Below are 26,622 nucleotides of genomic sequence, written 5' to 3' on the forward strand. Positions count from 1 at the left end.
GTATTCCAGTCAATAATTGACAAAAATTGTAATCTTCTCGTAGGGTTTGGAAGCATGATTACCTGCCCCAGAGGTTTCCCATAGCCGCTCTCGCTGGTCTCCATGTCCTGAGCCTGGAATCCCGCCGCAGCGAGGACATGCAGGCCCTCATCCGCACCTACGGGGGAATCCCTCAGGTTGCGCCTAGCATGCGCGAACGGCCGCTTGATTTGAGCAGTGCCCTGGCCCTGTTTCAGCGGCACCTGCTGACCGGAGATATACACGCTGTCGTTTGTCAGGCTGGCGTAGGCACCCGGACGTTCCTTCAGGCGCTGGTCCCTACTAAACTTGAGGCCCTTCAGAACGTGCCTTTTCTTGCGCTCGGCCCCATATCAGCGCGTGTGCTGAGCGATTTCGGGCTCGGCCGCGTTCAGAAGACCCGGCCTCACCTGTGGCCCCAGGTGGCCGAACACCTGTTGGCCACCCTCTCGCGGGGCCAGCACGCGGTCATCCTTGAATACGGCGAGGCCATGCCGGCCGCCCTGGTCCGTGAACTGGGTGCCGCCGGCATTCGGGTCACCAGCTTGCCCGTCTACCACTGCGCTTTTCCGATCAATCCTGTTCCCCTCGCTCAAGCGGTCCGCGACGTTGTGCTGGGTGGGCCTGATGTCCTGCTGCTTTCGAGAGGCACGCAGTTGCTCCATTTCCTGAAATATGCGGAGAGGCTTGGGCTTCAGGCAGAGGCCCGCGCCGGCCTGAACCGTCTGGTCACGGTCAGTATTGGCCCGGCGTGCAGTGAGGCGGCCGCCGACCTGGGCCTCCGGATTGACCTGGAAGCCGACCCGCACACCATGACCACGCTGGTACGGCTGGCGGCGGAGAAGGCCCACAGCGTCATGGCCCAGCGCCTGAGCCGCACCGGATAGCCCAGGCGGCCACTCGGGGACGCCCCCTCAGTGAAGTCGGAGCGACTTCTGTGACAGAGACGGCGCTCCGGTGGCAGCCTTGCGCCTCAGTCGGGGCCTGGACGTATTTTTCAGGTGGTTCGTTTATTCAAGGGCCGAACGGCTGCTTGGAAGAACAGGCTGCGCGTGTCACAGAGTTGCTCTAGCGCAGCGGAGAGGCCCTTGGTGCGCTGAACCAGCGGTCCTGATGGCCCAGACGGCGTCAACCTCTCAGACTCGCTGCCAAATTCAGGCACCCGCCGAAGGGCCAGTTCGGCTTGACCAACCCTCGACGGTCAAGACGAAGAACGGCATTCTAATTGACAGCATTGGTCAACTAGAATGTGGTCGCTTGCCAGGCCACCAACCCTCCTCCGCTCTCCCTCCACCTGCTGATCCTTTCCAGGCTCGGCGTGTCTTTTTTCAGGATGTCTCATGACCAGTACGGACCATCAACCCTCCATCTTTTCGGGACACACGCCGCTTGAACGGGCTCGCCAGGTCGTTGGTGCGCTGGCAGCCACGGCAGTCCAGCGCGACCGCAGTGCTGGTTTGCCTGACCTAGAAGTGCGTTTGCTGCGCGCGGCGGGCCTGCTTGACCTGGTGGTGCCCCGGCACTACGGCGGTCAGGGCGGCACCTGGCCAGAGGCGCTGGAAGTCGTGCGGGCACTGTCTCATGACAGCGGCTCTCTGGGCCAGTTGTATGGCAATCACCTGGGCCTGCTGATTGCGCCTCACCTGTCGGGAAGCGCGGCGCAGCAGGCCTTTTATTACCGGGGCACCGCCGAGCACCAGTGGTTCTGGGCCAATGCGCTGAACACCCGCGACCCCAGGCTGCGGCTCACGCAGACCGGTGCAGGCGAATTCCGCCTGAATGGCGTTAAGGGTTTCGGCACAGGCGTGGCGGTGGGCGACCAGCGACTCTTCAGTGCTGTGCCCGCAGACGGCGGGGACCCAGTCACCTTTGTCCTGCCGCAGGACCGCGAGGGGATACACGCTCAGGAGGACTGGGACTCGTTTGGTCAGCGCCGGACAGCCAGCGGCACGGTTAACTTTGATGGGGTTCAGCTCGGGCCAGAGGAAATCCTCAGTGGCTCGTCGTCCGAGCAGGCGTTTTCGACATTTTCTGGCGTTATCTCGCAGGCCACGAAGACGTTTATCTACCTGGGCATTGCCGAAAGTGCCCTGGTTTCAGCTCGCGACTACCTGTGCACCCAGGCCCGGCCCTGGTTGACCTCTGGCGTCACGCAGGCCAGTCACGACCCTTACGTGCTGCGGCAGTACGCCGAACTCTGGGTGGCGCTGCAGGGGGCGCTGGCGCTGGCCCGTCACGCGGCGACCACAGTTCAGGCCGCCTGGCGCCAGGAGTGGGCTCTGACCGCCGCCGAACGCGGCGCCGCAGCGGTTGACGTCTTTGCCGCCAAGGTCAGCGCGACCCAGGCGGGCCTGCAGATCACCAGCCGCCTCTTTGAACTCCTGGGGCCGCGCGCCACGACGACAGAACTGGGCTTCGACCGTTTCTGGCGGGACCTGCGGACCTTTACCCTTCACGACCCTGTGGACTACAAGTTGAAAGAAATTGGCGACCAATTGCTGAATGACACCTGGCCGGCAGTGACTCAGTACTCCTAAAGAGGTTGGCCACACGACACTCGGAAGAGGATGTGTGGCCTTCTTTTGGGCTGTTGGATGCAAGTGAAAGAGGAGCACATTCAGGGGAATGCGGCGACTGGACGGCCTTTCAAACTCAGCAGCCTCTGGCAGGGGATCTGGGCCAGCCCTTGACGACCTGCACATGGCGTGGTTGGCGTTGGTGTGACTTCATAACAGAAGACATCAGGCTCAGCGCCACAGAAGGGTCGCTGTGCCAGCTGCCAGCAGGGCAGCGGCCCAGACCCGGTCCAGGTTGACCCACGCCTGACGCAAAATGGTCAGGCCCACGTAGTGGTAGACCAGCAGCGCCACAGAGGCCATGACGGTGAACATGCCCAGCGTGTGTACGGCCACTGCACCCAGCCCGGCCCAGACGGGCGCCGTGCTGGGCATCAGGTGGCCGCTGTGCGCGGCATGGTGCAGGGCGTCTGCGTGCCCGGAAGGCGGCAGCACCAGCGGCAGCAGCATCAGCCCGGCGCCGTGGGCGGTCGACATGAGAAACGACCAGAGCGTCAGGTCGCGGAAACCGACTTTCATGCCCACCCAGCGGGGATGAGCGTCGGGCCGCAGCAGTTTGTAGGCCCCAAACGCCAGGATGGCGCCTGCACCCACCCATCGCAGCACCTGGCCGTCCAGTACCAGGCCAGCCAGCCCCACCAGCAGCAGCACGAGGAGAATGGAAAGCGCGTGGCCCAGCGCAATAGGCAGCAGCGCGCGCCAGACTGCCTTTGGCGCCCGCTGCTGCAGGCCCAGTGCGACGGCAAACAGCCAACCCATCGCGGGGTTAAGGCCATGCAGGCCGCCGAGGAGCAGCAGCGCGGGCCAGGTGACCGCATCGTTCATGCCGGCACTCAGGGGTTGGGATAGCAGAATGAGTCGGACGAGGCGTCTCCGCCCTGCAGGCGCACCTGGTGGGCCCGTTTCTCCCCAAAGTCCACCAGAAAGTCGGGATCAAGGGTCAGGCCGCCGCCAGGCTGCACGTCCAGTTTGGCTGCCCAGCCCCGAATTCCCGCTGGATAGAACTGGTCGTCCCAGGACGCGTACAGAGAATTGGTGACATAGACGCGCTGCCCGTCCCGGCTGACTTCCACCATCTGCGGTCCGCCCGTCAGCGGCTCGTCTGAGCGGGGGTGGCCGGTGCGCCGCACGATGCCGCCCAGGTGTACCGAGCCCGCCAGGCGCGGCTCGAACGGATTGCTCACGTCGTACTGCCGCAGTTCGCCAGTGCCCCAGCACGAGACATACAGGAACTGGTCATCCAGCGAGAGATTGATGTCGGTAATCAGGGGCGGCACAGCCCCAAACCCCTGTAGTAGCGGCGGCAGGTCGGCGGGGTCGGCCGGTTCAGCGGGCACCTCAATCACCTTTTGAATCTTCCATTCGGTGCCGTCCAGATGCCACAGCCATACGGACGCCGAAAGGTCAGCCAGGCTGGTCACCACGCCCACAAAGCCGTAGGTCTGCCGGGGGTCGTGGGCGGGGCGCAGTTCCAGCACCATCTGCTGCTCGGCGCCCAGATCCAGGGTTTTGACATGCTCGCGCGTGCGCATGTTCCAGACATGAAGGCTGTGGCCGTAGCCGCCCGCCAGCAGAATCTCGGGATTCAGCCCCTGTTCCACCATGTTCGGTGTGCCCCACTCTGAAGTCAGCATGGTGTCGTGCCCCAGGTGCCACCAGAAATCGTAGGAGAGGTGCTGCGGCCCACGGTTCTTTTCCCAGGCACCCTTGATGTCAAAAGTGGTGTGGTCCAGCACAAAAATGCCGCCAGGTCCGTCGCCCGAAGGCGACCCCAGGGCGTTCATATACACGGCGTCGGGGCCGCAGTGCACCGTATGGGGCCGGCTGTAGCCCGTTTTGGCCTCCAGTTCCTGCGGCTCGATGATCTTGTGGATCGTCGGCTGCCGGGGATCAGGCTTGATATCAATGATGTACAGCCGCGAAGAGCGCAGGCCCGGCACCAGTAGGTAACGCCGCTCTACGTGGGGGTGGGGCATGGTGGGGCACAGCGCCGCGCTACACGCGTTCCAGCCAAAGTGGTGCAGCTCATCGCCCAGATTGGGCATGTCCAGGCGGCCCACCTCCTGCGCGTAGGTGGGGGAGGACGGGTCAAGGTCCAGGACCACCAGAGCGTCTGGGGTGCGGCCGGTGGCGTCAATCTCGACCACGTAGGCCAGGGTTTCGCGCGGCGCGCTCTGGGCCATGCTGGGCGACGGGTAAAACGTGGGGTCTGGCCGGAAGGTTCGTGACGACATGGAAGCTCCTGTCTGAAAAGGCCCTGCAAGGATAGTTGACAAAAGTTATCAAATTTATATTGGGGATGACCGCACAACTGGGTGGCGGCGGCGAAAGGCGCCCCTGAGCAGCGAAAGAGCCGCCCTGCCGGCGAGCCTTACCTGGTCGGCCGCGCGAACGCTGCAGTGTGCTGGGCCGTGACATGCACCGGCTGGCCCACCTGCACGGTCACAGCCGCTTTCGGGAGGTGCAGTTCCAGCGGCGGCAGACTGGCCGCCCGCTGCACCTCAATGCGCGCCTCATGGCCCACCACATGCACCCGCGAGATGGTGCCCGCCTGGCTGTCGGCGGCGGGCTGCGCGTGCAGGGTCAGGTCCTGAGGCCGCACCAGCACCTCGGTCTGCTGGTCTTGTGTCCAGAGGTTGGCGCGGCCCAGAAAGCGGTAGGTAAACGGCGTGGCCGGGGCGTCGTAGACCTCAGCTGGGGTGCCTTCCTGCTCTATGCGGCCGGCATTAAACACCACGATGCGGTCAGCAATTTCCATCGCTTCGGCCTGGTCGTGGGTCACGAAGACACTCGTGAGGTGAATCTCGTCGTGCAGCTGGCGCAGCCAGTCTCTGAGTTCCTGACGGACGGCGGCGTCCAGCGCCCCGAACGGTTCGTCCAGCAGCAGCACGCGGGGCTCGACGGCCAGGGCGCGGGCCAGGGCCACCCGTTGCCGCTGACCCCCGCTGAGCTGAGACGGGTAGCGGCCAGCCGCCCAGTCCAGCTGCACGAGCCCCAGCAGCCGCATGACTTTCTCCCGGATCATGGCGGCGGGCAGGCGAGCGGCGCCGCGCTTGACCCTCAGGCCAAACGCCACGTTCTCGAACACCGTCATGTGCTTGAACAGGGCGTAGTGCTGGAACACGAACCCGATGCCCCGGTCGCCGGGGCCGGCATCTGTTACGTCCTGACCCGTCAGGTGCACGCGGCCGGTGTCGGGGTGCTCCAGGCCGGCGATCACCCGCAGCAGCGTGGTTTTGCCGCTGCCGCTGGGACCCAGCAAAGCCACGAGTTGTCCGTCAGGGACATGCAGGGTCACGTCGGCTAGGGCGGTGAAGGTGCCAAACTGCTTGCCAATGTGGGTGACGTCAATACTCACGTGTGGGCTCTCCCGGTGCGGGCTTCAATCAGGGCCTTGACGGCCAGGGTGATCAGGGCGAACAGGGCCAGTAGCGACGCCACGGCGAAGGCCGCGACCGTCTGGTATTCGTTGTAAAGAATCTCGACGTGCAGAGGCAGGGTGTTGGTCAGACCGCGAATTTTGCCGGACACGACCGACACCGCCCCAAACTCGCCCAGGGCGCGGGCGTTGCACATGATGACGCCGTACAGCAGCGCCCAGCGGATGTTGGGCAGGGTCACGCGGGTAAAGGTCTGCCAGCCGGTGGCGCCCAGGGTCAGGGCCGCTTCCTCATCATCGCGGCCCTGGGCCTGCATGACCGGAATGAGTTCCCGCGCCACGTAGGCGAAGGTCACGAACGTGGTGGCCAGAATGATCCCAGCCGGCGCAAAGATGATCTTGAGGTCGTGGGCTTCCAGCCAGGGGCCCAGCCAGCCCTGACGGCCAAACAGCAGCACGTATACCAACCCGGAAATGACGGGCGAAATAGCCAGCGGCAGGTCAATGAGGGTCAGCAGCAGGCTGCGCCCCGGAAAGTCGAACTTGGCGGTGGCCCAGGCCGCGCTGACCCCGAACAGGGTATTGAGGGGCACGGCAATCAAGGCCGTCAGCAAAGACAGCCGCACGGCGGCCAGGGTGTCTGGGGTGTGCAGCGCCTGCCAGTAAGGCCCTAGGCCACTGCGCAGAGCTGTCAGGAATACCACCGACAGCGGCAGGACCAGCAGCAGCCCCACCAGCAGGAGGGTCAGGCCGACCATAAAGGTGGGCCACCAGCGGGCGAGCTTCACCGCTCACCCCGGCGGCCCAGGCGCGCCTGCGCAGTGTTGGCTACCAAGAGCAGCGTCACAGAGATAACCAGCATGGCGACGGCCACAGCGGCGGCACCCGCGTAGTCGAACTGTTCCAGTTTGCCGACGATCAGCAGCGGCGCAATTTCTGTTTTAAAGGGGAGGTTGCCACTGATAAACACGACCGAGCCGTATTCGCCAATGGTGCGGGCCAGCGCCAGCGTAAAGCCGCTGAGCAGGGCCGGATACAGGGCGGGCAGCGTGACGCGCCAGAAGGTCTGGCTGGGGGTGGCCCCCAGGCTCAGGGCCGCTTCTTCGGGTTCCGGGCCCAGGTCTTCCAGGACCGGCTGTAGGCTACGCACCACAAACGGCAGGCCAATGAAAATCAGCGCGATAACGATGCCGGCCGGGGTGTACGCGAGGCGAATACCGGCCTCGGCCAGAGGTGCGCCCAGCCAGCCGTTGGGTGCCAGCAGGGTGGTCAGGGTGATCCCCGCCACCGCTGTGGGCAGCGCAAACGGCAGGTCAATCAGGGCGTCCACAAAGCGCTGGCCGGGCACCCGGTAACGTGTCAGGGTCCAGGCCAGGATCAGCCCAATCGGCAGATTGATGAGCGAAGCCGCCAGCGCCGTCAGGAAGGACACCCGCAAAGCGGCCAGCACGCGCGGCGTGTTCACCGCGTCCACCATGCCGTCCAGGCCCAAGGAAGCGGCCTTAAAGACCAGGGCGGCTAGGGGAATCAGCACGATCAGACTGAGGTACAGCGTGGCGTACCCCAGGGTGAGGTTCAGGCCCGGCAGGACATGCCTGCGGGCCTGCCGAACGGCGGGAACGGTGGTCACGCCCTCAGCGTCCGGTGTACACCTGATCGAAGACGCCGCCGTCGGCAAAGAATTTCTTCTGGGCCGCGCGCCAGCCCCCAAACTGCGCGATGCTGAACAGGTTCACCTTGGGAAACTGGGCGGCGTATTTGGCGGCCACTTCCTGGCTGCGGGGGCGGTAGTAGTTTTTGGCGATCAGTTCCTGCGCTTCTGGGCTGAACAGGAACTGCAAGTAGGCTTTGGTGACCTTTTCCGTCTTGTGCTTGGCGACGTTCTTGTCCACCCAGGTGACCGGCGGCTCGGCCAGGATGCTGACGCTGGGCACCACAATCTGGAATTTGCCCTCGCCCAGTTCACGGGTGGCCAGCAGCGCCTCGTTCTCCCAGGCGATCAGCACGTCTCCAATGCCGCGCTCGACAAAGGTCGTCGTGCTGCCGCGCGCCCCAGAGTCCAGCACGGGCACATTCTTAAAGAGCTTGGTGACGTAGTCCTTGGCGCCAGCTTCGCCGCCGAGTTTCTTCTGGGCCCAGCCCCAGGCCGCCAGAAAATTCCAGCGTGCGCCGCCACTGGTTTTGGGGTTGGGCGTGATGACCTGCACGCCGGGCTTCACCAGGTCGCCCCAGTCCTTAATGCCTTTGGGGTTACCCTTGCGTACCAGAAACACGATGGTGCTGGTGTACGGGCTGCTGTTGTAGGCCAGGCGCTTTTGCCAGGCTTCGGGCAATAGGCCCTTGTCGGCAATCGCGTCAATGTCGTAGGCCAGCGCCAGGGTGACAACGTCGGCCTCCAGCCCGTCAATGACGCTGCGGGCCTGAGAACCGCTGCCCCCATGCGAGTTATTGATCTTCAGCGTGTCGCCCGTTCGGGTCTGCCACTGCTTGGCGAAGGCCGCATTGATGTCCTGATACAGCTCGCGGGTGGGGTCATACGAGACGTTGAGGATGGTGACGGTGGCCGCCGTGGCCGCAGAGGTCAGAAGCAGAGCCGTGAGGAACAGGGGTTTCATAGGTTCTCCTTGAGGGGTGAAGGTTGGTCGAGAGCTGACAGCAGAGAGGCGCGACCTAGATGTCGTGCCAAGCGCTAAAGCAAGAGGTTCATGAAAGAAGACGCTGCTGCATCACACCATGCTTTAGTTGACCAAAGTTGTCAACCACTTCCGAGAAGAGGTTAGAGTGGGGCATGCGTCTCCTGAGCCTTGATGTCTACGCCTTTCAGGCAGTCGGCTACCTGGGCGCCCATCCGGAGCGGTGGATCACTGCGGCCGAACTGTGCGCGCAGACAGGCCTGCGCCGGGCATTCATGGTCCGCGTGCTGGCCAGCCTGGTGCGGGGGGATGTCGTGCTCTCGAAAAAGGGGTGCAGCGGCGGCTACCGGCTGGCCCGCGCGCCGCAGGCGGTCACCCTCTATGATGTGGTCCGCAGCCTGGAGCGGCCCGTGGCGCCCCTGTCGTGCGTGAGCCTCAGCGCGCCGTCGCAGTGTGCGGCAGCCCAGTGCTGTCAGGCCCGTCAGGGGGTCTATGAGCAGCTGCGCGCCGCGACGCATCAGGTGCTGGCGAGATCTACTGCTGCGGACCTCGCGCGAGATGTCCAGGGTGGCGTCACGTACGACACCTGCCTTAAACATCTCTGGCATCCCCAATTTGAATCTGCGCTCCACCGCCCTTTTGAGGGCGACCAGGCTCAAGTGCTGGTGCCGGGCTAGACGACGGCCGTCATCCTGTCTGGCGAACACTCGGGGCTGATTGTTGGCGCTTTCCATCCCATCTGCGAGTCCGCGGTGGACTTTCCCCTAAAAGGCTGATCGCTACTTCACCTCAAACTGCTGTACAGGCGAGCGCAGCCTTCCTCAGGCATTGTCCTCTCCAGTCTCCGTAGACACAGTAGATGGAGATTCAAGAGGCTAGACAGCGGGACATGCTGCGTAGTGGTAGAGAAGCCCCCTCGTGAGGCTGAGTGGCAGCAGACACTTTAGACTTTCAAACTGCCGCTTCAGTTTTCCAGGTCATGAATACGCAGACCTCACTCCGACACAGGGCCACTCGCCCGAGCCAGGTGTCTGTCCTTTCATTCTGGTAGATGGGTGTGATTACAATGAAGAATGTCACAAGAAGCCGAAACGTCCTCTTCACCGTCGCACCCACCGGGCCTTTCCTATACGGCACCGAAGCTGACTGAACTAGGCGCCTGGGCCAGCCTGACTCTGGTCATTTCAGTTCCCATTCTGCCGGGGATGGTCGGAGACGGCTATGAAGGCCGGTAAACGCTGGGCTGCCTGGGCCGGGCTGGCCCTGCTGACAGGCTGCGCGCCTGCAACAGCGCCCAAGCCCGCTGCCTTGAAGCCCCTGGGGCTCGTAGAAATCAGCTTCGATGGCCTGGGCAGTACACAGGCGTCCTCACAGGTGCGCCCGCTGGCCCTCAAAGAAAACAGTGGCGGCCTGGACCTCTCCCCTCTCAGCGTCAGCGTGACGGATGTAGGCGTGCGCGGCAGCGGCGGCACCCGCTACATCACGGCCACCTACCGGGTGCGCAACGCGGCGGCCGACGGCATACCATCAGCCCAGGCGCGCAGCAACATCACCCTTCTGGCGGCCGGCGTGGCAGACAACGTGGACGGCACCGCCCTGCGGTCCATGACCACCTTCAGCGGCGCGCCCGTGCCGACCAGTGTGGCCCGCACGGTGCTGCCCACGCACGCAGTGGAATATGCACCCGCCACCGAACGCGTGGTGACCGTGGCGGGTGGCGCCCACCTTCAGGTTCTGAGCGAGGCTGAGGTGGTACCGGGCAACCTGACGCAGGGTGGGGCACCGGCTGCGTCCTATGCGGCGCTGGGCGTCACGACGGTCTTCCCCTACGGCTACGTGACGCATACGCGAACCGGGGGCCGTACCCTGGGCGCCAATCCAGCGGCCGGGCAATATGACGGCCGCGTCGCCCTGAGCGTGCGCGTGCCGCTGCAGGCCAATGACAACGCCCAGACCCCCACTCAGGGCAGTCAGCGCGATCCCTGGGCCTTCAAGATGACCTTTCTGGTGGTCGAGGACCCGGCCACCCGCATCACCCAGAGCCTGGAAGAGCAGAGCTTCAGTGACACCAACATTCTGGCGCGCGGTGTAGAAACAGGCGCCACAGAAGTCAACCTCCTGCCAGGCAGCGCTTACGCCTCGGGGGCCACCCTGCCGTCACGGCGGGTCTGTCAGGTGCGGACCGCTGGCCTGGCGGGCGCCGGCACCGCGTCTTATCTCGTCAACTCGTGCCCCTAAGCGGAGGTTCTATGCGTCACGTTCATCTCTTGCTGGGCGCTCTTGTGCTGGGCAGTTGCGCCGCGCCTCAGACGGCCCCACCTCAAGCTGCGCCGGCCCCCGTAGTGGGCACGCCGGCCCCGGCCCCTTCACCCACCGAACCCGCCCCGGCCCTCGCGCACGAACTCACACCGCTGGGCACCGTGCAACTGGCCTTTTCGGGTCTCAATGACCCAGACGGCTTTACGGCCGAACTCGTGCCGCAGGCCCTGACCGATATCGGCGGCATTCAACTTGAACCGCTGGCGACCAGTTCCTTTACCGTGGGCACGCGGGGCGCGGGCGGGATGCGCTACCTCTCGGCTTCTTTTCGGGTGCGAAATGCAGCGGCGGGCGGCGCCGCCTACGCTGTGGTCCGTCAGAACCTGACGCTGGTGGCCGCCAGTACCGCCAGCACCATCGGCGAGACAGCCATCAGTGGCCTGCAGCGCTTTGACGGCAGCGCGGCCAGCCCAGCCATCGCCCAGAGCATCCTGCCCACCCACACCATGACCCTGGACCGCACCACGGACCTCGTGCGGCCCAAGCTGGGCGGCGAGGACCTGCAGGTGTTTGCCGAGGATGAGGTGAGTGTGGCCCCGGCCGGGGCGGTGCGCCTCTTTCCCTACGGTTTCGTGGTGCGGAAAAAAGGCGCCATCAATACCCGGCAACTGCCAGCCAGCCCGGCCACCGGACAATTTGACGGCGTGGTCACGGTGGCGGTCAAGCTGCCCCTCCAGGCCAACGCCGCCGATGACCCTTTCCGGTTCAGCATGAATTTTGCGGTGATGGACGACAGCCGCACCCGCGTCACCGAGAGCGTGGAGGAACAGGGCGCAAGTAGCGACGCGGCCGTTCGCGCTGGGGTGCTGGGGGCAAATACACCCATCATGACCCTCTGCGGCAGCAGCCTGAACACGGCCACAGGGCAATTTATCGGCTCGGCCACCACCGCTGGCAATACGGCACGTCTGGCCAAGTTGGGCGGCAATATCGCCCTGAAAAAGGTGGCCCTGGCCTACGGCGTGCCGGGCAATACCCGCCTGAGTGTCAACACGGCAGCAGGCCTGGCCAGCGCCTACAGCACATACAACGGCGCCGCACTGAGCTTTGGCAGTGGCAGCAGTCGCCGGGGGGGCAGCGTCACCCTGAACGCGGCTGGGGACTTCACGTTCGTGTCCAAAGCCGGGGACGGCGCCCCAGCGGTCACCGACCAACTGGTCTACCGGGTGGCCGATAACCAGGGATGCAGCAGCACTGACACCACCGCCGACGTGAATGTCAGCGGGCGCGTCTGGTTCGTCAACAACACTGGGGCGGCTGGGGACGGGCGGCAGACCACACCGTTTAACACCCTGTTGGCGGCACAGAACGCTTCTGCAGCGGGAGACTACCTGTATGTGGCGCAGGGGAACGGCACGACCAGTGGGCAGAACAGCGGCCTCATCCTGAAAACTGGTCAGACCCTGATCGGTGCGGGCGCGGCCCTGACCATCGGGGGCGTCACATACGCCGCAGCGGGGCAACCAGCAAGCATCGGCAACAGCGGCGGCGTGGGCCTCACGGTGGCCCAGAACAATGCTGTCCAGGGCCTGAGCATCAGCGGCACGTCGGGAGGCGTCAGCGGCACGGGCTTTGGCACCCTGACCCTGACCGTGCCTAGCGTCGGCGCCTCCGCTGGTCCGGCCCTCAACCTGACCACTGGCACCCTGACGGCAACCCTAGACACCCTGAACTCCAGCAACTCGGCGACTTCAGGCGCCTTGCTGACGGGCGTAGGCGGCACCCTGAGCGTCACGGGCACCGGCACGGCGGGCTCAGGCGGGACCCTTCAGGGAGCGGCGAACCACGGCGTCTCCATCTCGCCACAGAATCAGACCCTCACCGTCACCCTTGACCGCCTGAATATTCAGAACAACAGGGGAAACGGCCTTCTGGCCAGGACGACCAGCAATGAAACTGGACGCGCCCTGCTAACGGTCCGCAACAGCAGTTTCACCAGCAATGCCCAGGCAGCCCTGAGTGTCGAGCAGGCGGCCGCCAGCGCCTCGCGCACGGTGCTGATCGACAACACAGTCAACAACCTCACCTCAGACGGGAGCGGCTTCAGTGTCTCGACAGCCCACGCGGCGGCCCAGACCGACGAGTTCATCGCGCAGAACAACACCATCACGCTGGACCCCGGCAGAGGCAGCAGCACCATCGGTATCCGGGGCCTGGTCAGAGGACAGGGGACGCTGCGCGCCAGTGCCAGCAGCAATACTGTGACGGGCTTCAGCGCCCACGGCTTGGCCTGGTATGCCCTGGCCAGCGGCGCGCGGGCCGACGTGACCATGACCGGCAACCGCGCCAGTACGTCTTCAGGCAATGCCCTCGAAGGCGCGCTGGTTCAGGACGGCGAGGCGGCCATCAGCACAGAGGTCTGCCTCAATGCCAGTGGGAATGTGCTGTCCGGCCCTCCTGGTCTCGACTTTGATGGTCTCTATCTGTGGATTCCCTCGGGGACGCCCATGCAAATTCAGGGGCTCACCGGAAACGCCCGGAACTACCTTCAGGGCCAGAATCCAGGCACCACAGTCTTTGTGGACGGTGGCGCTGCCGCCGGCACCTGCGCTGTGCCAACACCCTAAAGGACAGCCATGCAAGAACCCTACATCGGTACGATCCAGATTTGCAGTTTTCCCTTTGCTCCTAAAGGCTGGGCTTTTTGCCAGGGGCAGACGTTGCCTATCGCCCAGAATCAGGCCCTGTTCGCCGTCCTGGGCACCAGTTACGGCGGCGACGGCCGCACCACCTTCGCCCTGCCCGACCTGCGCGGGCGTGTCCCACTGCACTTCGGCACTCAGGGCAACCTGACTGTGACTGTCGGACAAACCGGCGGCGCCCCCACCCACACGCTGAGCCAGAACGAATTACCTCAGCACACCCATGGCCTGCAGGCGTCGTCTCAGGCGGCTAGTACCACCCTGCCCGACGGCGCGGCCCTGGCCAGTGCCCCTTTGTACGTCACCAGTGGCGGCTCGCTGAGCGCCCTGGCCAACACCACCCTCTCGCCGGCGGGAGGCAGTCAGCCGCACAACAACATGCCGCCTGTTCTGGCCCTAAATTTCATCATTGCCCTGCAGGGCATTTTTCCTTCTCGCTCTTAACATACGGAGATGCTGTGGAACCTTTTGTAGGAGAAATCAGGCTCTTTGGCGGCAACTTCGCTCCTGTCGGTTGGACCTTTTGTGACGGTAGCCTCCTGAATATCTCGGACTACGAGACGCTCTATACCCTCATTGGCACGACCTATGGAGGCGACGGGCAGACAAACTTTGCCGTCCCGGACCTGCGGGGCCGCCTGCCGGTGCATATGGGCACGCAGCAGGGCAACACCCTGGCGCTGGGCCAGACCACCGGCAGCGAAACAGTCACGCTGAATAGCACGCAGATGCCGGTGCATGGTCACGCCCTGCAGGCCAGCTCTCAGACTGCACCAGCCGGAGGCGGCGTCACCGCCGGCGCCTTTCTGGCGCAGCCCGAGGCCGGCGAGCTGTATGCCGGCACTGGCCGGCGCCCAAAGACCCTGAGTCCCCAGACCATTGGGGTCAGCGGCGGCAGTCAGCCGCACTCCAATCAGTCGCCGTATCTGTGCGTCAACTTCATCATTTCGCTCTTCGGGATTTACCCGTCTCAGGGCTGAGGCAGTCATGGAACCTTTTTTAGGCGAAATTCAGATGTTTGCAGGCAACTTCGCGCCCCGGGGCTGGGCCCTGTGTAACGGTCAGCTCCTGCCCCTTTCACAGAACACAGCGCTGTTTTCTCTGCTTGGCACCACCTATGGGGGTGACGGGCGCACCACCTTTGCCCTTCCCAACCTTCAGGCCGCCAGTCCTATGGCGCCGGGCCAGGGACCGGGGCTCTCGTTCCATCAACTGGGCGAGCAAGGTGGCAGCGCGGCCGTCACCCTGCTGAACCAGGAGATGCCAGCCCACATACACACCGTCAATGCCTTTGACATTCCGGGCACCAGCCCAGTGCCCACCGACCGCTCCCTGGCCCGGAGCGTGCAGTTCAACGCCTATGCACCTCAGACACCAGGCACCGTCCTGAACACCAGCAGCGTCAGCGTCACCGGGGCGGCCCAGCCTCACAACAATATGCCCCCCTACCTGACCATCACTTTCATCATTGCGCTCCAGGGCATCTTTCCGCAGCGGCCCTGAACCCTTTCGTCTGAGTCTCACCCCCGAGGAGAATTCATGTTTGCCCTTCCCCGCTGGCCGCTATGACCCCACCTTCCCGCCGCAGTGTCCTGAAAGCCGCTGCCCTGGTGCCCGCCCTGTTCGGAGCTGGCCAGGCGCGCGCTGTGGCCGTGCGCCCCCTCCACCTGGCAGCCCTGGTGCCCGAGCATGACAGCGTGCCCGGCTTTACTGCTGCATTTTTAGCAGGGCTGCGCTCGGCTCTGGACACCACCAGAATTGTCCTGCAGGTTACGGCCAGTGGCCCGCGCCCCAGCCAGCTGCGCCGGGCTGCAGAGGAGGTCTTGCAAGGCACCCCCGACCTGCTGCTGACCCTGGGCGACGGCCTTCCCGACCTGCTGTCGGACGTTCTGCCCCTGGCTGGCCTTCCCACCGTGGCTGCCGGTGCGGGTGTGGCGCCCACCCGCATGACCGGGCGCCCCGGCCTGCTGACCGCCACCCTGCACGCCTGGGAAGCCGAGTGGCTGCTGGGACAGACCTTGGCCCAGCGCCGCCTGCCCACTTTCCTGCTCATGAGCCAGCAGGACAGCGGGTACGACCTGCCCCTGGCCTTCAGCCGGGGGCTGCTGGCGGCGGGCGGCACTCTGAGTGGCAGCGGCCTGATCGAGACGGCAGCAGACCAGCGCGACCTGATTCACAGGGCGCAGAGTTCAGGCGCGCAGCACCTCCATCTTCAGGACACGGCGCAGCATCATGCGCTCGCTCTCCTGCGCGCCGCACGGGCGGCCGGCCTGACCGTCACCACCACCGCTCTCAGTGCCACCCCGGCGCCAGCCGAGCGGATCAGCACTGTGGCTGACACAGGCAGCGCCCTGTGGGGTGGCTTTCAGAGGGCCGTTGGGCCTCACGCTTCGCACCCAGCGGCGGCGCTAGGCCACGATATTGGGCTCTGGATAACCCACAGCGCCGCGCAATTGCCCCAGCCCAGCCCAGTGGCCTTGATAGCCGCCCTGAGTGCCCAGCAGTTTGCTGGTCTGCGCGGCGCGCTGTATGTGACGGCCGACGGGCACCTCAGCGCGCCGCTGGCCCTGCACACCCCGGGTCGCGCGGCCCAGCCCATGATGAACCGACCCCACGCCACAGCCCTGGCTTCTGGTGAGCTGCGCAGTGGTCATCTGTTCGCTTTTCCACACGCCTTTCCAGGCTAAAGCCAGCCAAAAGCAGAAGGCGACGCACCGAATGTTCTGCGTCGCCTCCTGCTTTCGTCGCTCAGTTGGACCGGGGGAAGTTGAGACTCAATCGCGTGCGAAGGTCGCGCACAATGGCACTCTTTTGCCCACTGCTGATGCCCTTAATGACCCAGGCCTTGATCTCCAGTGGGTCTTCCAACTGCTCATCCAGTGCTAGACGCAGAGTATCCAGTTCCTGCAATTTCAGATCGTTGCGAAACAGGAAAGTCAGGGTCCGCATCACTTCTTCCACCTGTTTGGCTCTGGGGTGAGCCCTCAAACGGGCATCCTCGTCAATTTCCTCTTCAGAAGCACCAGAAGGCCCCTCGAACAGGGTAGGCTGGGGCTGTGTCGCTGTTTTACTTCGCTGAGCCTTCTGGGCCGGTTTCTGAGGCGGCGTGACCCCTTCAGGCACAACGTATTTACTCGGGTGCTTGAGAACATCTACAAAGAAGGCGGGTCTGGACCGGGGCTTGTAGCCTGTGGCCAGAATAGCTTTACATCGTCCTGCAGCATCTTCCACCGCCACCTCGCCGTACTCACGCACCAGCTGGAGGGCGCGTGTCTGGGTCACACCGAGGTCAGCGAGTTCCTGGAGCAGCGCAGGGTCCGGCGGAATAAACGCCTCTCCAAAGGTGTATTGCAGCACTTTCTTTTTGCCGCGTCCCACGTATTCCACGCTCTTGAGGAACCCTTTTTCCAGCAATTCCTCGTGGGCAGCGTCCAGCGTACGCTGAGCCATGCTGGGCCGGTCAGTCACGATTTTGCAGGCCTCGGCCCATTCCATCAGGCCCACCTGATACGCCATCGCCACAGCGTCTGGATTTTCAGGGTCGCGGCGCTGGGCGTCCAGCAGGCGGTACAGCGCGCGGGTCGGGGGACGGCGAAGGGTCTGCATGAACGACAGGTCCAGTGATTTGAGGAACCCAGCCCGCACACTGCGGGCAATTTCCTGCGGCAGCGTGATGCGCAGCACACTGGTGGCGTCCAGCCGGTCGGCCTGTCCCGAAGTGAATTCGATGCGGTCGATGTACCGAAAATTCACATTGGTCCAGCGGCCGCGGGGATGATCTCGCCACCCTTCCGAAATAAAATATGTGGTGGTGGTCAGTCTTTTTAGACTTTCATCAAGAGCCGAATAGTACCGGCCGCTGGTATCCAAGCCTGCCATTTGCAGCAGCTGATAGGGCGTACAGGTGACGACGCCGTCGCCCAGTGAACCCTGGTCAATGTACAGGTTGACCAGAGCTGCGCTGATGTCAGTGTCGATGCCGTGGGGTACGCCGTACTCGGGGAGGGCCTGGCAGGTCACACGGTAACGGCGGTCGCCGTCTTCGAGTTCCACGCTCCAATCACGGTAGTCAGCCGGAATGCGTTCCTGCACGCTGATGAGACTCAACCGAGCGATGTTGAGTTCGTCAAAGTGTCTGATGCCCTTGTCTGCCACTGCCCCCCCTGTTGTTGTTTTTCTTTTAGATGTTTTTATCTCTTTTAAAAGATATATGTTGACAACCACAAGCGGCCTGCCCCGACGCGCGCCAGGAGCAGAAAAAAGTGAACAAACGGCGCAAGATGTCCGATAGTTTGGCGCAAGATGTCCGATAGTTTTGGGGTGTTTTTGGCGCAAGATGTCCGATAGCTGCGCCCAAACGGCGCAAGATGTCCGATAGTTTTGGCGCAAGATGTCCGATAGGTAGAGGAAGAAAACGGCGCAAGATGTCCGATATTCAGTTGGCTGAACGGCGCAAGATGTCCGATAGTTGCGACTTAAACGGCGCAAGATGTCCGATACCCTCTCCTACAAGGAGAAGCCAACCTTTCGATCCTGTCTGGGACGGCATCGCCTGCAAAACGGCGCAAGATGTCCGATACGAGCCGATTTTGAAACGGCGCAAGATGTCCGATAGGTAGTTTTAATGTTTATAGCTAAAAATAGTATAATTTATAGTTTAATAGCTTAATAATCTCAGCCTACTTTCTCCTCCTCCGTCTTTTCTGCTCCCCTCTGCCTCCTACCAAGGTTTCAAAAACGGCGCAAGATGTCCGATACCCATGCTCCTTTTGCTCGTCACGTGACGAGCACACTCAGCGCTTGAGAGCAAACTCCCTCCCGGCGCGCTAATCTGAGCGGTAATGCGGACTCTCACGCTTTTTAATCACGCGGGCGGGGTTATGAAATCCAGCTTGACCCGCGACGTCGGCTACACGCTGGCAGCCGCCGGGCAACGCGTGCTTCTGATTGACCTGGACCCGCAGGCCAATCTCACGGACTGGCTGGGCGTTAGCGGCGTGACCCGCGATCAGACGGTCTACAACACCGCCACACGCGGAGATGATTTACCGCCGCCCGTTGAGGTCCATGGCCTGCATGTGGTACCCAGTGACGTGTCGTTAGCACTGGCCGAGGGACAGATGCTGGGTGTGGTGGGGGCTCATCTGCATCTGCGCCAGGCGTTGGCGAAATGGGCCGACCAGTACGACGTCGTCCTCATTGACAGCCCACCCAGTCTGGGGCAGCTGTCTATACTTGGTGCACTGGCAGCCGACCATCTGATTGTGCCGGTGCCCACTCGGCAAAAAGGCATGAATGCGCTGGCCGGGCTCGGGGAGGCAATGGCCACTTACCGCAAATTGCGCCCCGACCTCACCGTGGCGCTGTATGTTCCAACCCTCTATGACGCCCGGCGCTCTCATGACCGGGAAGCTTACGCAGCTTTAAAAGACCTGCTCAGTCCACTGGCGAGCCCTATTGCTGATCGGGGCGCCGTGTGGAATGACAGTGCCAGTGCGGGCCAGCCGGTCGGCGTCTATGCGCCTGGCAGTCCCGTTCACCGCGACGTGCTGCGGGCCAGCGCGGAGATTGCTCACGCGGCAGGCCTCAATGTGCAGATTGAAGGGGCCACGGCATGAAAAAGGCGCGGCCCGTCATTGGGTCACGGCTGAGCGGCCTGGTGCCTGGAATAGACACCCTGGCGCAGCCAGCCACGACGACGTTGCCCACCGATCAGCTGACGCCGGGGGCGTTTCAGCCGCGCCTGCACTTCAGCACCGAGAGCCTGGCTGAACTGAGCGCCAGCATCCGGGAACAGGGCGTGCTGCAACCTCTCCTGGTGCGTCCATTGCCTTCAGGGGCCTATGAAATTGTGGCGGGTGAGCGCCGCTGGCGGGCCGCGCAGCAGGCGGGTTTGGACGAACTCCCGGTGCTAATTCGGCGCCTGAGCGACCTGGAAGCCCGGCTGGCGGCAGCGGTCGAGAATTTGCAGCGCGAGGACTTGAACGTGATGGAAGAGGTCCGTGCCAAAGTGCAAGTTGCGGCCGCCACCCTGAATGTTCCCGAAGACGCGGCCGTGGCCCGGCTGTTTGCCCTGGAACGCGATCCCGACCCAACTCTGGTGGCGGCGCTGGACACCGCCTTTGGCGCCCTGGGCCGTGAGTCGTGGCGCAGTTTTATTCGCAACCGCGCGGCGCTCCTGAACCTGCCTGAAGACGTGCAGATTGCCGTGCGCGCCGGCCTGGACTACCGCAAGGCGCTGATTATTGGCCGCGCGCCTGCAGCTGACCGGGCCCACCTGATTGAAGGGGCGCTGGCAGGGGCCACCGTGGCCGAGTTGCGTGAACAGGTGGCCGGCCGACAAGATGCTGAGCCGGATCTGGGTCAGCTGGTCGCCCGTCAGCTGCGGGACCGCCGCGTGCTCAGTCGTCTGGATGACCGCCGCCGTGCCAAGGTGCAGAAGCTGCTGCGGCAGTTGCAGGACCTGCTGACCCAGGACGAGGCGTGAGCCTCGGTCGCCCGTGACGGTCGCTGGTCTGAGTTTAGGGCTGGACGCTGGGGGCAGCGCAACCAAATGGGCGCTGCTGCGCGGTGGGGCCGTGGTGGCCTCGGGGCGCACACCGCCCCTGACGGCTGCCCTGCTGGCCGCGCCACAGGGCCAGGCCAACGTGCAGGCGCTGCGGCAAGCGCTGCCGGCCCGGCCCGAACGCCTGCACGCTGGCGTCCCAGGGCTGAGCGCTGCGTCGCCCCAGGCCGAACTGGTGGCCGGTCTATTGGCCGAGGCCCTGGGCCTGCCCCGCACCCAGCTGAGTATCGAGAGTGACCTGGACCTGGCCTACCGCGCACACCTGGCGCCGGGAGCGGGCGTGCTGCTGTATGCGGGCACCGGCAGCGTGGCCTATCACGTCACGCGTGGCGGCGAGGTGCGGCGAGCAGGTGGCCGCGGTTACCGCATAGGTGACGATGGGGCCGGTTTCAGTCTGGGCCGCGCCGCCCTGCGCTGGGTGACGGACGCCCTGGACGAAGGGCTGGTGCCTGCCACGCCTCTGGCTCAAGAGGTGGCGGCCGTGACTGGTGGTCTGGACTGGGACACACTGCGCGCTTTTGCCTACGACACCCCAGGCGCAGGCGCTGTGGCCACTCTGGCCCCCGCCGTGGGCCGCGCTGCCGATGCAGGTGACCCAGCCGCCCAGACCATGCTGGAGGACGCCGCGCAGGCGCTGGCTGGCCTGGCCCGGCGTGTTCAGGCGCGCGTGGGTGTATTGCCAGTCACGGCTACCGGCGGCGCGCTGCGGGTGTCTGGCCGATTTATGGCGGCGCTGGGACGGGCGCTGCCGGGTGTGGCGGTGCAGCAGCGCGACCATGCAGAGGCGGCGGCGCGCTACGCCGAGAGCCGGCTGGCTTAGGGCCTGCTACGCGAGGAGAGAGTCTTACGAGGTCTCGGTGACGGCAATCATCAGCTCCACCAGGGCTGGGTCAAACTGCTGGCCCGCCTGGGCGCGCAGTTCGGCCACCGCTTCCTCGTGGGTCCAGGCCCGCTTGTAGGGGCGGTGGCTGGTCAGGGCGTCATAGACATCGCACAGGGCGAAGACGCGGCCTTCCAGACTGATGGCCTCGCCCGCTTTGCCCGCCGGGTAGCCGCCGCCGTTCCATCGCTCATGATGGTCCTGAATCACGTCCAGCGCCGCTCTGGGCAAAAAGGTCAGGGCGCTGGCAAAGCGGCCTCCGGCCTCCACATGTGAGCGCATGACCACCCATTCGGCCTCGGTCAAGCGGCCCGGCTTGAGCAAGATGGCGTCGGGCACCGCAATCTTGCCAATGTCATGGAGGTAGGCGCCCCAGCGCAGCGCTTCCAGGCGTTCTGGCTCCCAGCCCAGCCGGGCCGCCACGCGCAGCGCCAGACTGGTCACGCGGTCGGTGTGGCCCTGCGTTTCTCCGTCGCGGGCTTCCAGGGCGAGACCCAGGGCGCGCAGGGCGGCTTCATGCGCTTGCCGCGCGTGTTCCTCGGCGACCAGCCGGCCCGACAGCGCGGCAATCGTCCCCGAGACCATGGTGAACAGCGCGGCTTCCTCACTGCGCCAGATGTGCGGCGTCAGGGTGTGCATCAGGAAAGCGCCCAGCAGCCGGCCGTCGCGGGTGCGCACCGGCGCGGCGGCCACGCTGGCCACCCCCAACTCGGGAAAGCCGGCTGTGTCAGAGCTGGCGGCGGTGTCATCGTAGAACAAGGGCCCCGCCGTCTGTTCCAGGGCCAGCAGCAACGGTGTGCCTGCCGGCAGCCCGTGGGCAGCAATGGCCTGCATGCCAGGTGTGGCGGGCATCTCGCCCGTAGCTGCGCGCACCCGGTAGGCCAGCTCCCGGCCTTCAAGCTGAAAATAGGCCGACCCCACCGCCGCCGTCTCGCTGACCAGCTTCTCCAGCGTTGGGGTCACACCGGCCGCCAGGGACGGCGCCGCCAGGGCCAATTGGGTCAGTTGCAGCAGGTCACGGGCGGTGTCCTCGCGCGACAGAGCAGAAGGCGAGGAGAGGAAGTCGGCGCTCATGGCAAAGAGTCTAGGAAAGCGGGTCTTTCAGCTTTCGTGCAGAGCTTGACCGTGAGGAGGGGTGTGGCGGGCAACGGTCCTACTTAAACGGAAGAGGCCGCTGGCCCATCCTCACCCCTCCTGAAGTAGTGCGTGGGCGGTGCGGTCGTCCACCACCAGCGTCGTCATCAGGCCACCGGCCAGGGCGGCGCGCAGGGCCGTGACTTTGCCTAGGCCACTGACCACGCAGACCGAGTGCCCAGCGCGCAGGGTGCCCAGGTCTGGGCCGCTGCTGCGCGCGTTGATGGGCAGACCAGTCCAGGTACCGTCGGTGCGGAAAAACACGGTGGCAATGTCGCCGGCCACCCCCTGCGCCAACAGCGCCTGCTGGTCTGCTCCACTGAGGTAGCCGGCCGCGTAGACATGGCTGGGCACCTGTGCATGGGCCGACCCCACCGAGTACAGGCGCACGTCCGCGCGGGCCTGAAGGGCCAGCACCTGCCCCACGCTGCGTTCGCGCCACATGGCGGCGCGGGTGGCGGGGTCGTCAAAAAAGGTCGGCACCGGGAACAGGTGGGCGCGTGCGCCGTAAGCCCCAGCAAAGCGCGTCATGGTGTCGGTGACAAAGCCGTCCGTAAAGTCCAGCGCGCTGGCACTGCCGTTGAGCTGCACCACCTGCAGGCCGGCCAGCGGGCGCGGCGTCAGCACACGCGACACGGCGTCCAGGGTGGTCCCCCAGGCCAGCCCCAGCACCTGCCCAGGCCGCAGGGTCTGGTTCAGCAGCCGCGCAGCAGCCACGGCCACCCGCTCCAGCCAGACCGCTTCGGGGCTGTGCGGCGGCACCGGGACCACGTGGGGCGTCAGGAATGGGTAGCGGGCACGCAACTGCGCCTCCAGGCTCTGCGGCGCGGAATGTGGATCGTGAATGCGGATCTCGACCAGACCGCTGCGGCGGGCGTAGGTGAGCAGGCGGCTGACTTTGGGCCGCGACAGCCGCAGTTCCTGGGCAATGGCCTCTGTGGTCAGGCCCTGGTGGTAATACAGGCGGGCCACCTGCGCCGCCTGTGCGGCCTGGTCGTCCCGGAGCGCCTCTGTCACGTCCCGCAGCATACGGCAAGACCAGAGGCTGATTCTGAACAAATGTTCAGAGGGTTTGACTTTTTGTTCAAGGGGTGGTGTGCTGGTGACTGCGTCTCGCCTCTCCCCTTTCCCGCAGGAGCCACATGACCAGATACATCCTGGCCCTTGATCAGGGCACCACCAGCAGCCGCGCCATCGTGTTTGACCGGCAGGGCCAGATTCGATTCACGGCCCAAAAGGAGTTCCCGCAGCATTTTCCTCAGCCGGGCTGGGTTGAGCACGACCCGCGTGACCTCTGGAGCACCCAGATTGGCGTGGCGCAGGAAGCCATCAGCGGGGCGGGGCTGCGGGCCTCGGACCTGGCGGCCATCGGGATTACCAATCAGCGCGAAACCGTGCTGGTGTGGGACCGCGCCACGGGGGAGCCGATTCACCGCGCCATCGTGTGGCAGGACCGCCGCACCGCGCCCCTGTGCGACGCCCTGCGGGCCCAGGGTCACGAGGGACTGATTCGGGAGAAGACAGGGCTGCTGCTGGACGCCTATTTCAGCGGCACGAAAATCGCCTGGATGCTGGACGCCGTGCCCGGTGCGCGTGACCGTGCCGAGCGCGGCGAGCTGGCCTGCGGCACGGTAGACACCTGGCTGGTGTGGCAACTGACGGGCGGTGAACTGCACGTCACCGATACCTCCAATGCCAGCCGCACCCTGCTGCTGAACATTCACACCGGCGACTGGGACGATGACCTGCTGGCCCTTCTGCGGGTGCCGCGCGCGCTGCTGCCCCAGGTGCGGCCCAGCAGCGAAGTGTACGGCGAAACCGCGCCGGGCTTGCTGGGCGCCCGCGTCAAGATCGCGGGCATCGCCGGAGATCAGCAGGCGGCGACCTTCGGGCAGGTGTGCCTGCACCGGGGGATGGCCAAAAATACCTACGGCACCGGCTGTTTCATGCTGATGAACACGGCTGACGAGGTCGTGACCAGTCAGAACCGCCTGCTGTCCACTGTGGCCTGGCAGCGCGGCGAGGCGCGGACCTACGCTCTGGAAGGCTCGGTGTTTGTGGCGGGCGCGGTGGTGCAGTGGCTGCGCGACGGCCTGGGCCTGATCCGGGACGCGGCCGAGGTTGAGGCGCTGGCCACGAGCGTGCCCGACAGTGGCGGCGTCTTTTTTGTGCCGGCGTTTGTGGGCCTGGGGGCGCCGTACTGGGACCCCTACGCCCGCGGCACCGTGGTTGGCCTGACGCGCGGCAGTACTGGGGCCCACTTGGCACGCGCCGCGCTGGACAGCGTGGCCTTTCAGGCCGCCGACCTGCTGGACGCCATGGAGCGGGACAGCGGCGTGGGGCTCAGTGACCTGCGGGTAGACGGCGGGGCCAGCCGCAACAACCTGCTGATGCAGGTGCAGGCCGACCTGCTGGGCGTGACGGTCACCCGCCCGAAGGTCACCGAGACCACGGCGCTGGGCGCGGCTTTTCTGGCTGGCCTGGCTGTGGGCTACTGGCAGGATGAGGCCGAACTGGAAGCGCTGTGGCAGGTGGACCGTCAGTTCGAGCCGGGGCTGGACCCGGCCGATCGGGAGCAGCGTCTGGCCCGCTGGCGCCGCGCCGTGGAGCGCAGCCGCGCCTGGGCTGAGGAGGACGTATGAAGATGCCAACTGACCCCCGCGCCTCGGCGCTGGCCCAGGCCACAGATGGCCACCTGTGGGACCTGCTGGTGATTGGCGGCGGCGCCTCTGGCCTGGGCACCGCGCTGGACGCCGCCACACGCGGCTACCGGGTGCTGCTGCTCGAAGCCCATGACTACGCCAAGGGCACCAGCAGCCGCTCGACGAAACTGGTTCACGGCGGCGTGCGCTACCTGGCCCAGGGCAATGTCTCGCTGGTGCGCGAGGCGCTGCATGAACGCGGGTTGCTGCGCCGCAACGCCCCTCATCTGGTGCGCGACCTGGGCTTTCTGATTGCGGCTTACCGGCCCTGGGCTCTCCCCTTTTATGGGGTGGGCCTGAAGCTCTATGACCTGCTGGCAGGCCGCCTGAACTTGCGCGCCAGTCGCCTGGTGGGCCGGCAGGAAGCCCTGAACCTCGCGCCGACCCTCACCCGCGAGGCCCTGAAGGGCGGCGTGCTTTACTTCGACGGGCAGTTTGACGACAGCCGCCTGGCTGTGACCCTGCTGTGCACCCTGGAGAGCTTTGGCGGCGTGGCCCTCAACCACGCGCCTGTGGTCAGCCTGGTCCAGGAAGGGGGGCGGGTGGTGGGCGCCCGCTTCCGCGACGCCGAGGGCGGTCAGGATCACGAGGTCCGCGCCCGCGCAGTCGTGAATGCCACCGGGGTTTTCGTGGATGAAGTGCGGCGGATGGAGCAGCCGGACGCGCCGGCCATGCTCTCGCCCAGCCAGGGGGTACATGTGGTGGTGCCTCGCCACTTCCTGCCCGGAGACAGCGCGCTGATGGTGCCGCGCACCGACGACGGACGGGTGCTGTTTGCCGTGCCCTGGCATGACCACGTGGTCATCGGCACCACCGACACCCCGGTGCCGGGCACCAGCCTGGAACCGCGCGCGCTGCCTGAAGAGGTCGAGTTCATCCTGAACACCGCCGCGCAGTACCTCTCGCCGGCCCCCACGCGCGCTGACGTGCAGAGCGTGTTTGCGGGCCTTCGCCCCCTCGTCAAGGCGGCGCCCGGCACCGACACCAAGAGTCTGTCGCGCGACCACACTATTCGCGTCAGTGAGGGCGGCCTGCTGACGCTCACAGGCGGCAAGTGGACCACCTACCGCCGTATGGGTGAAGACACCGTGACCCGCGCCGCCGTCCTGGCCGGCCTGCCTGCGCGCCTGAGCCTGACAGAAGGCCTGTCTCTGCACGGCGCCACCACGGACGACCTGCCTGAACCCTGGCGCGTGTACGGCACTGACGCCGAACGTGTGCAGGTGCTGCCGGGCGCCGACACGCCGCTTCATCCCGCCCTGCCCTACGTTGAGGCGCAGGTGCGCTGGGCCGCTCGCCAGGAACAGGCCCGCACCGTGGAGGACGTGCTGTCGCGCCGCCTGCGCGCCCTGCTGCTGGATGCCCGCGCCAGTCTAGAGGCCGCGCCGCGCGTGGCGCAGCTGCTGGCTGAAGAACTGGGCCGCGATGAGGCCTGGCAGGCCGAGCAGGTACAGGCCTACCGCGCCGTGGCCGAGGGCTATCTGCTGCCCGGTGGGCATGAGGGGGCCGCTTCAACTGCGGCCGCGCCGACTGCTCTTATGTGACAGATTGGAAAGGTGACCGCTCCTTCTGCTGATGCCCTGGCGACCCTGGACAGGCAGGCTTCGGCGCTGCTTGACCGTCTGGAAGCGCTGCGCCGCCAGCCCGTGACGCCCCAGACCCTGCCCGAATGGCTGAGCGCCTGGAGACGGATCAAATGCGACGTGCAAACCCTGTGGGGGACGCAGATCTGGGCCACCAATGTGGACACCAGAGACGCCGAGGCCTGAGCCTG

General features: G+C 65.3%; 24 protein-coding genes. 15 read left to right on the forward strand and 9 right to left on the reverse strand.

What is annotated here, in order from left to right; translation table 11 throughout:
* Positions 1-137 precede the first annotated feature (137 nt).
* Together K7W42_RS05085 and K7W42_RS05090 are read left to right on the forward strand one after the other, a co-directional pair.
* Positions 138-905 carry a uroporphyrinogen-III synthase gene (locus K7W42_RS05085; RefSeq protein WP_224572834.1) on the forward strand — a complete coding sequence of 256 codons (768 nt, stop codon included), beginning with the start codon at positions 138-140 and terminating at the stop codon, positions 903-905.
* Between the two features lie 453 nt (positions 906-1,358).
* On the forward strand, positions 1,359-2,555 hold the full coding sequence (locus K7W42_RS05090; protein WP_224572836.1) for an acyl-CoA dehydrogenase family protein: 1,197 nt from the start codon (positions 1,359-1,361) through the stop codon (positions 2,553-2,555).
* A 210-nt stretch (positions 2,556-2,765) separates the two neighbouring features.
* On the opposite strand, the gene K7W42_RS05095 is transcribed toward K7W42_RS05090, so the two are convergent.
* The 6 genes from K7W42_RS05095 to K7W42_RS05120 form a co-directional block, all read right to left on the reverse strand.
* Positions 2,766-3,419 (reverse strand): hypothetical protein, encoded by a 654-nt coding sequence (locus K7W42_RS05095; protein ID WP_224572838.1) that lies wholly within the window; start codon positions 3,417-3,419, stop codon positions 2,766-2,768.
* An 8-nt stretch (positions 3,420-3,427) separates the two neighbouring features.
* Positions 3,428-4,828, reverse strand: a complete 1,401-nt coding sequence (locus K7W42_RS05100; protein WP_224572840.1) for a selenium-binding protein SBP56-related protein — start codon at positions 4,826-4,828, stop codon at positions 3,428-3,430.
* Between the two features lie 137 nt (positions 4,829-4,965).
* Positions 4,966-5,952: a sulfate/molybdate ABC transporter ATP-binding protein gene (locus K7W42_RS05105; RefSeq protein WP_224572841.1), complete on the reverse strand. Its 987-nt coding sequence runs from the start codon at positions 5,950-5,952 to the stop codon at positions 4,966-4,968.
* Positions 5,949-6,761 (reverse strand): sulfate ABC transporter permease subunit CysW, encoded by an 813-nt coding sequence (cysW, locus tag K7W42_RS05110; RefSeq protein ID WP_224572843.1) that lies wholly within the window; start codon positions 6,759-6,761, stop codon positions 5,949-5,951. The genes K7W42_RS05105 and cysW overlap by 4 nt, the downstream gene beginning before the upstream one ends.
* Positions 6,758-7,603: a sulfate ABC transporter permease subunit CysT gene (gene cysT / locus K7W42_RS05115; protein WP_224572845.1), complete on the reverse strand. Its 846-nt coding sequence runs from the start codon at positions 7,601-7,603 to the stop codon at positions 6,758-6,760. Before cysT ends, cysW begins: the two co-directional genes overlap by 4 nt.
* Before the next feature lie 4 nt (positions 7,604-7,607).
* Complete coding sequence (locus K7W42_RS05120) at positions 7,608-8,588, reverse strand: sulfate ABC transporter substrate-binding protein (RefSeq protein WP_224572847.1); 981 nt, start codon at positions 8,586-8,588, stop codon at positions 7,608-7,610.
* Between the two features lie 173 nt (positions 8,589-8,761).
* Between K7W42_RS05120 and K7W42_RS05125 the strand changes: the two genes are divergently transcribed.
* The 7 genes from K7W42_RS05125 to K7W42_RS05155 all read left to right on the forward strand — a co-directional run bounded on the left by K7W42_RS05125 (position 8,762) and on the right by K7W42_RS05155 (position 16,254).
* On the forward strand, positions 8,762-9,283 hold the full coding sequence (locus K7W42_RS05125; protein ID WP_224572849.1) for an RrF2 family transcriptional regulator: 522 nt from the start codon (positions 8,762-8,764) through the stop codon (positions 9,281-9,283).
* Positions 9,284-9,827: 544 nt separating this feature from the next.
* Positions 9,828-10,844 (forward strand): hypothetical protein, encoded by a 1,017-nt coding sequence (locus K7W42_RS05130; protein WP_224572851.1) that lies wholly within the window; start codon positions 9,828-9,830, stop codon positions 10,842-10,844.
* 11 nt (positions 10,845-10,855) lie between these two features.
* On the forward strand, positions 10,856-13,492 hold the full coding sequence (locus K7W42_RS05135) for a VcbS (RefSeq protein WP_224572853.1): 2,637 nt from the start codon (positions 10,856-10,858) through the stop codon (positions 13,490-13,492).
* Between the two features lie 9 nt (positions 13,493-13,501).
* Positions 13,502-14,011: a phage tail protein gene (locus tag K7W42_RS05140; protein ID WP_224572855.1), complete on the forward strand. Its 510-nt coding sequence runs from the start codon at positions 13,502-13,504 to the stop codon at positions 14,009-14,011.
* Positions 14,012-14,025: 14 nt separating this feature from the next.
* Positions 14,026-14,547, forward strand: coding sequence for a phage tail protein (locus K7W42_RS05145; protein WP_224572857.1), 522 nt, complete (start codon positions 14,026-14,028; stop codon positions 14,545-14,547).
* A gap of 7 nt (positions 14,548-14,554) precedes the next feature.
* Complete coding sequence (locus K7W42_RS05150; protein WP_224572859.1) at positions 14,555-15,070, forward strand: phage tail protein; 516 nt, start codon at positions 14,555-14,557, stop codon at positions 15,068-15,070.
* 62 nt (positions 15,071-15,132) lie between these two features.
* Positions 15,133-16,254 carry a hypothetical protein gene (locus K7W42_RS05155; RefSeq protein WP_224572861.1) on the forward strand — a complete coding sequence of 374 codons (1,122 nt, stop codon included), beginning with the start codon at positions 15,133-15,135 and terminating at the stop codon, positions 16,252-16,254.
* Between the two features lie 61 nt (positions 16,255-16,315).
* Here the strand turns inward: K7W42_RS05155 and K7W42_RS05160 are convergent, their stop codons facing one another.
* The gene (locus K7W42_RS05160; RefSeq protein WP_224572863.1) at positions 16,316-17,722 is read right to left on the reverse strand and encodes a replication initiator protein A; all 1,407 of its coding nucleotides are present in this window, start codon (positions 17,720-17,722) and stop codon (positions 16,316-16,318) included.
* 686 nt (positions 17,723-18,408) lie between these two features.
* On the opposite strand from K7W42_RS05160, the gene K7W42_RS05165 reads away from it, so the two are divergent.
* From K7W42_RS05165 to K7W42_RS05175, 3 genes are read left to right on the forward strand one after another with little or no spacing between them, the layout of a single operon-like run.
* Positions 18,409-19,185: a ParA family protein gene (locus tag K7W42_RS05165; protein WP_224572865.1), complete on the forward strand. Its 777-nt coding sequence runs from the start codon at positions 18,409-18,411 to the stop codon at positions 19,183-19,185.
* Positions 19,182-20,054: a ParB/RepB/Spo0J family partition protein gene (locus K7W42_RS05170; protein WP_224572867.1), complete on the forward strand. Its 873-nt coding sequence runs from the start codon at positions 19,182-19,184 to the stop codon at positions 20,052-20,054. The genes K7W42_RS05165 and K7W42_RS05170 overlap by 4 nt, the downstream gene beginning before the upstream one ends.
* A 13-nt stretch (positions 20,055-20,067) precedes the next feature.
* On the forward strand, positions 20,068-20,952 hold the full coding sequence (locus K7W42_RS05175; protein ID WP_224572869.1) for an N-acetylglucosamine kinase: 885 nt from the start codon (positions 20,068-20,070) through the stop codon (positions 20,950-20,952).
* A gap of 24 nt (positions 20,953-20,976) precedes the next feature.
* Here K7W42_RS05175 and K7W42_RS05180 read toward each other — a convergent pair whose 3' ends face one another.
* Positions 20,977-22,086: an HD domain-containing phosphohydrolase gene (locus K7W42_RS05180; protein ID WP_224572871.1), complete on the reverse strand. Its 1,110-nt coding sequence runs from the start codon at positions 22,084-22,086 to the stop codon at positions 20,977-20,979.
* 111 nt (positions 22,087-22,197) lie between these two features.
* A complete protein-coding gene (locus K7W42_RS05185; RefSeq protein WP_369411323.1) occupies positions 22,198-23,163 on the reverse strand; it encodes a sugar-binding transcriptional regulator in 966 nt (321 codons plus the stop codon).
* A gap of 125 nt (positions 23,164-23,288) precedes the next feature.
* Here K7W42_RS05185 and glpK point away from each other — a divergent pair, with 125 nt between their 5' ends.
* Genes glpK through K7W42_RS05200 form a run of 3 tightly spaced genes read left to right on the forward strand, consistent with a single transcriptional unit; the run spans position 23,289 to position 26,617 of the window.
* Complete coding sequence (gene glpK, locus K7W42_RS05190) at positions 23,289-24,788, forward strand: glycerol kinase GlpK (protein ID WP_224572875.1); 1,500 nt, start codon at positions 23,289-23,291, stop codon at positions 24,786-24,788.
* A 2-nt stretch (positions 24,789-24,790) separates the two neighbouring features.
* Positions 24,791-26,392 carry a glycerol-3-phosphate dehydrogenase/oxidase gene (locus K7W42_RS05195; RefSeq protein ID WP_224572923.1) on the forward strand — a complete coding sequence of 534 codons (1,602 nt, stop codon included), beginning with the start codon at positions 24,791-24,793 and terminating at the stop codon, positions 26,390-26,392.
* 12 nt (positions 26,393-26,404) lie between these two features.
* Positions 26,405-26,617 (forward strand): hypothetical protein, encoded by a 213-nt coding sequence (locus K7W42_RS05200; protein WP_224572877.1) that lies wholly within the window; start codon positions 26,405-26,407, stop codon positions 26,615-26,617.
* Positions 26,618-26,622: the final 5 nt, after the last annotated feature.

The sequence above is a fragment of the Deinococcus betulae genome (assembly GCF_020166395.1).
In the GTDB taxonomy this organism is placed as follows: Bacteria; Deinococcota; Deinococci; order Deinococcales; family Deinococcaceae; genus Deinococcus; species Deinococcus betulae.

Excerpts from the sequence above, each read along its gene's own strand:
- K7W42_RS05085 (WP_224572834.1), top strand. The coding sequence starts at position 138 with ATGCAGGCCCTCATCCGCACCTACGGGGGAATCCCTCAGGTTGCGCCT.
- K7W42_RS05090 (WP_224572836.1), top strand. The coding sequence starts at position 1,359 with ATGACCAGTACGGACCATCAACCCTCCATCTTTTCGGGACACACGCCG.
- K7W42_RS05095 (WP_224572838.1), bottom strand. The coding sequence starts at position 3,419 with ATGAACGATGCGGTCACCTGGCCCGCGCTGCTGCTCCTCGGCGGCCTG.
- K7W42_RS05100 (WP_224572840.1), bottom strand. The coding sequence starts at position 4,828 with ATGTCGTCACGAACCTTCCGGCCAGACCCCACGTTTTACCCGTCGCCC.
- K7W42_RS05120 (WP_224572847.1), bottom strand. The coding sequence starts at position 8,588 with ATGAAACCCCTGTTCCTCACGGCTCTGCTTCTGACCTCTGCGGCCACG.
- K7W42_RS05125 (WP_224572849.1), top strand. The coding sequence starts at position 8,762 with ATGCGTCTCCTGAGCCTTGATGTCTACGCCTTTCAGGCAGTCGGCTAC.
- K7W42_RS05130 (WP_224572851.1), top strand. The coding sequence starts at position 9,828 with ATGAAGGCCGGTAAACGCTGGGCTGCCTGGGCCGGGCTGGCCCTGCTG.
- K7W42_RS05135 (WP_224572853.1), top strand. The coding sequence starts at position 10,856 with ATGCGTCACGTTCATCTCTTGCTGGGCGCTCTTGTGCTGGGCAGTTGC.
- K7W42_RS05140 (WP_224572855.1), top strand. The coding sequence starts at position 13,502 with ATGCAAGAACCCTACATCGGTACGATCCAGATTTGCAGTTTTCCCTTT.
- K7W42_RS05150 (WP_224572859.1), top strand. The coding sequence starts at position 14,555 with ATGGAACCTTTTTTAGGCGAAATTCAGATGTTTGCAGGCAACTTCGCG.
- K7W42_RS05155 (WP_224572861.1), top strand. The coding sequence starts at position 15,133 with ATGACCCCACCTTCCCGCCGCAGTGTCCTGAAAGCCGCTGCCCTGGTG.
- K7W42_RS05165 (WP_224572865.1), top strand. The coding sequence starts at position 18,409 with ATGCGGACTCTCACGCTTTTTAATCACGCGGGCGGGGTTATGAAATCC.
- K7W42_RS05170 (WP_224572867.1), top strand. The coding sequence starts at position 19,182 with ATGAAAAAGGCGCGGCCCGTCATTGGGTCACGGCTGAGCGGCCTGGTG.
- K7W42_RS05180 (WP_224572871.1), bottom strand. The coding sequence starts at position 22,086 with ATGAGCGCCGACTTCCTCTCCTCGCCTTCTGCTCTGTCGCGCGAGGAC.
- glpK (WP_224572875.1), top strand. The coding sequence starts at position 23,289 with ATGACCAGATACATCCTGGCCCTTGATCAGGGCACCACCAGCAGCCGC.
- K7W42_RS05195 (WP_224572923.1), top strand. The coding sequence starts at position 24,791 with ATGCCAACTGACCCCCGCGCCTCGGCGCTGGCCCAGGCCACAGATGGC.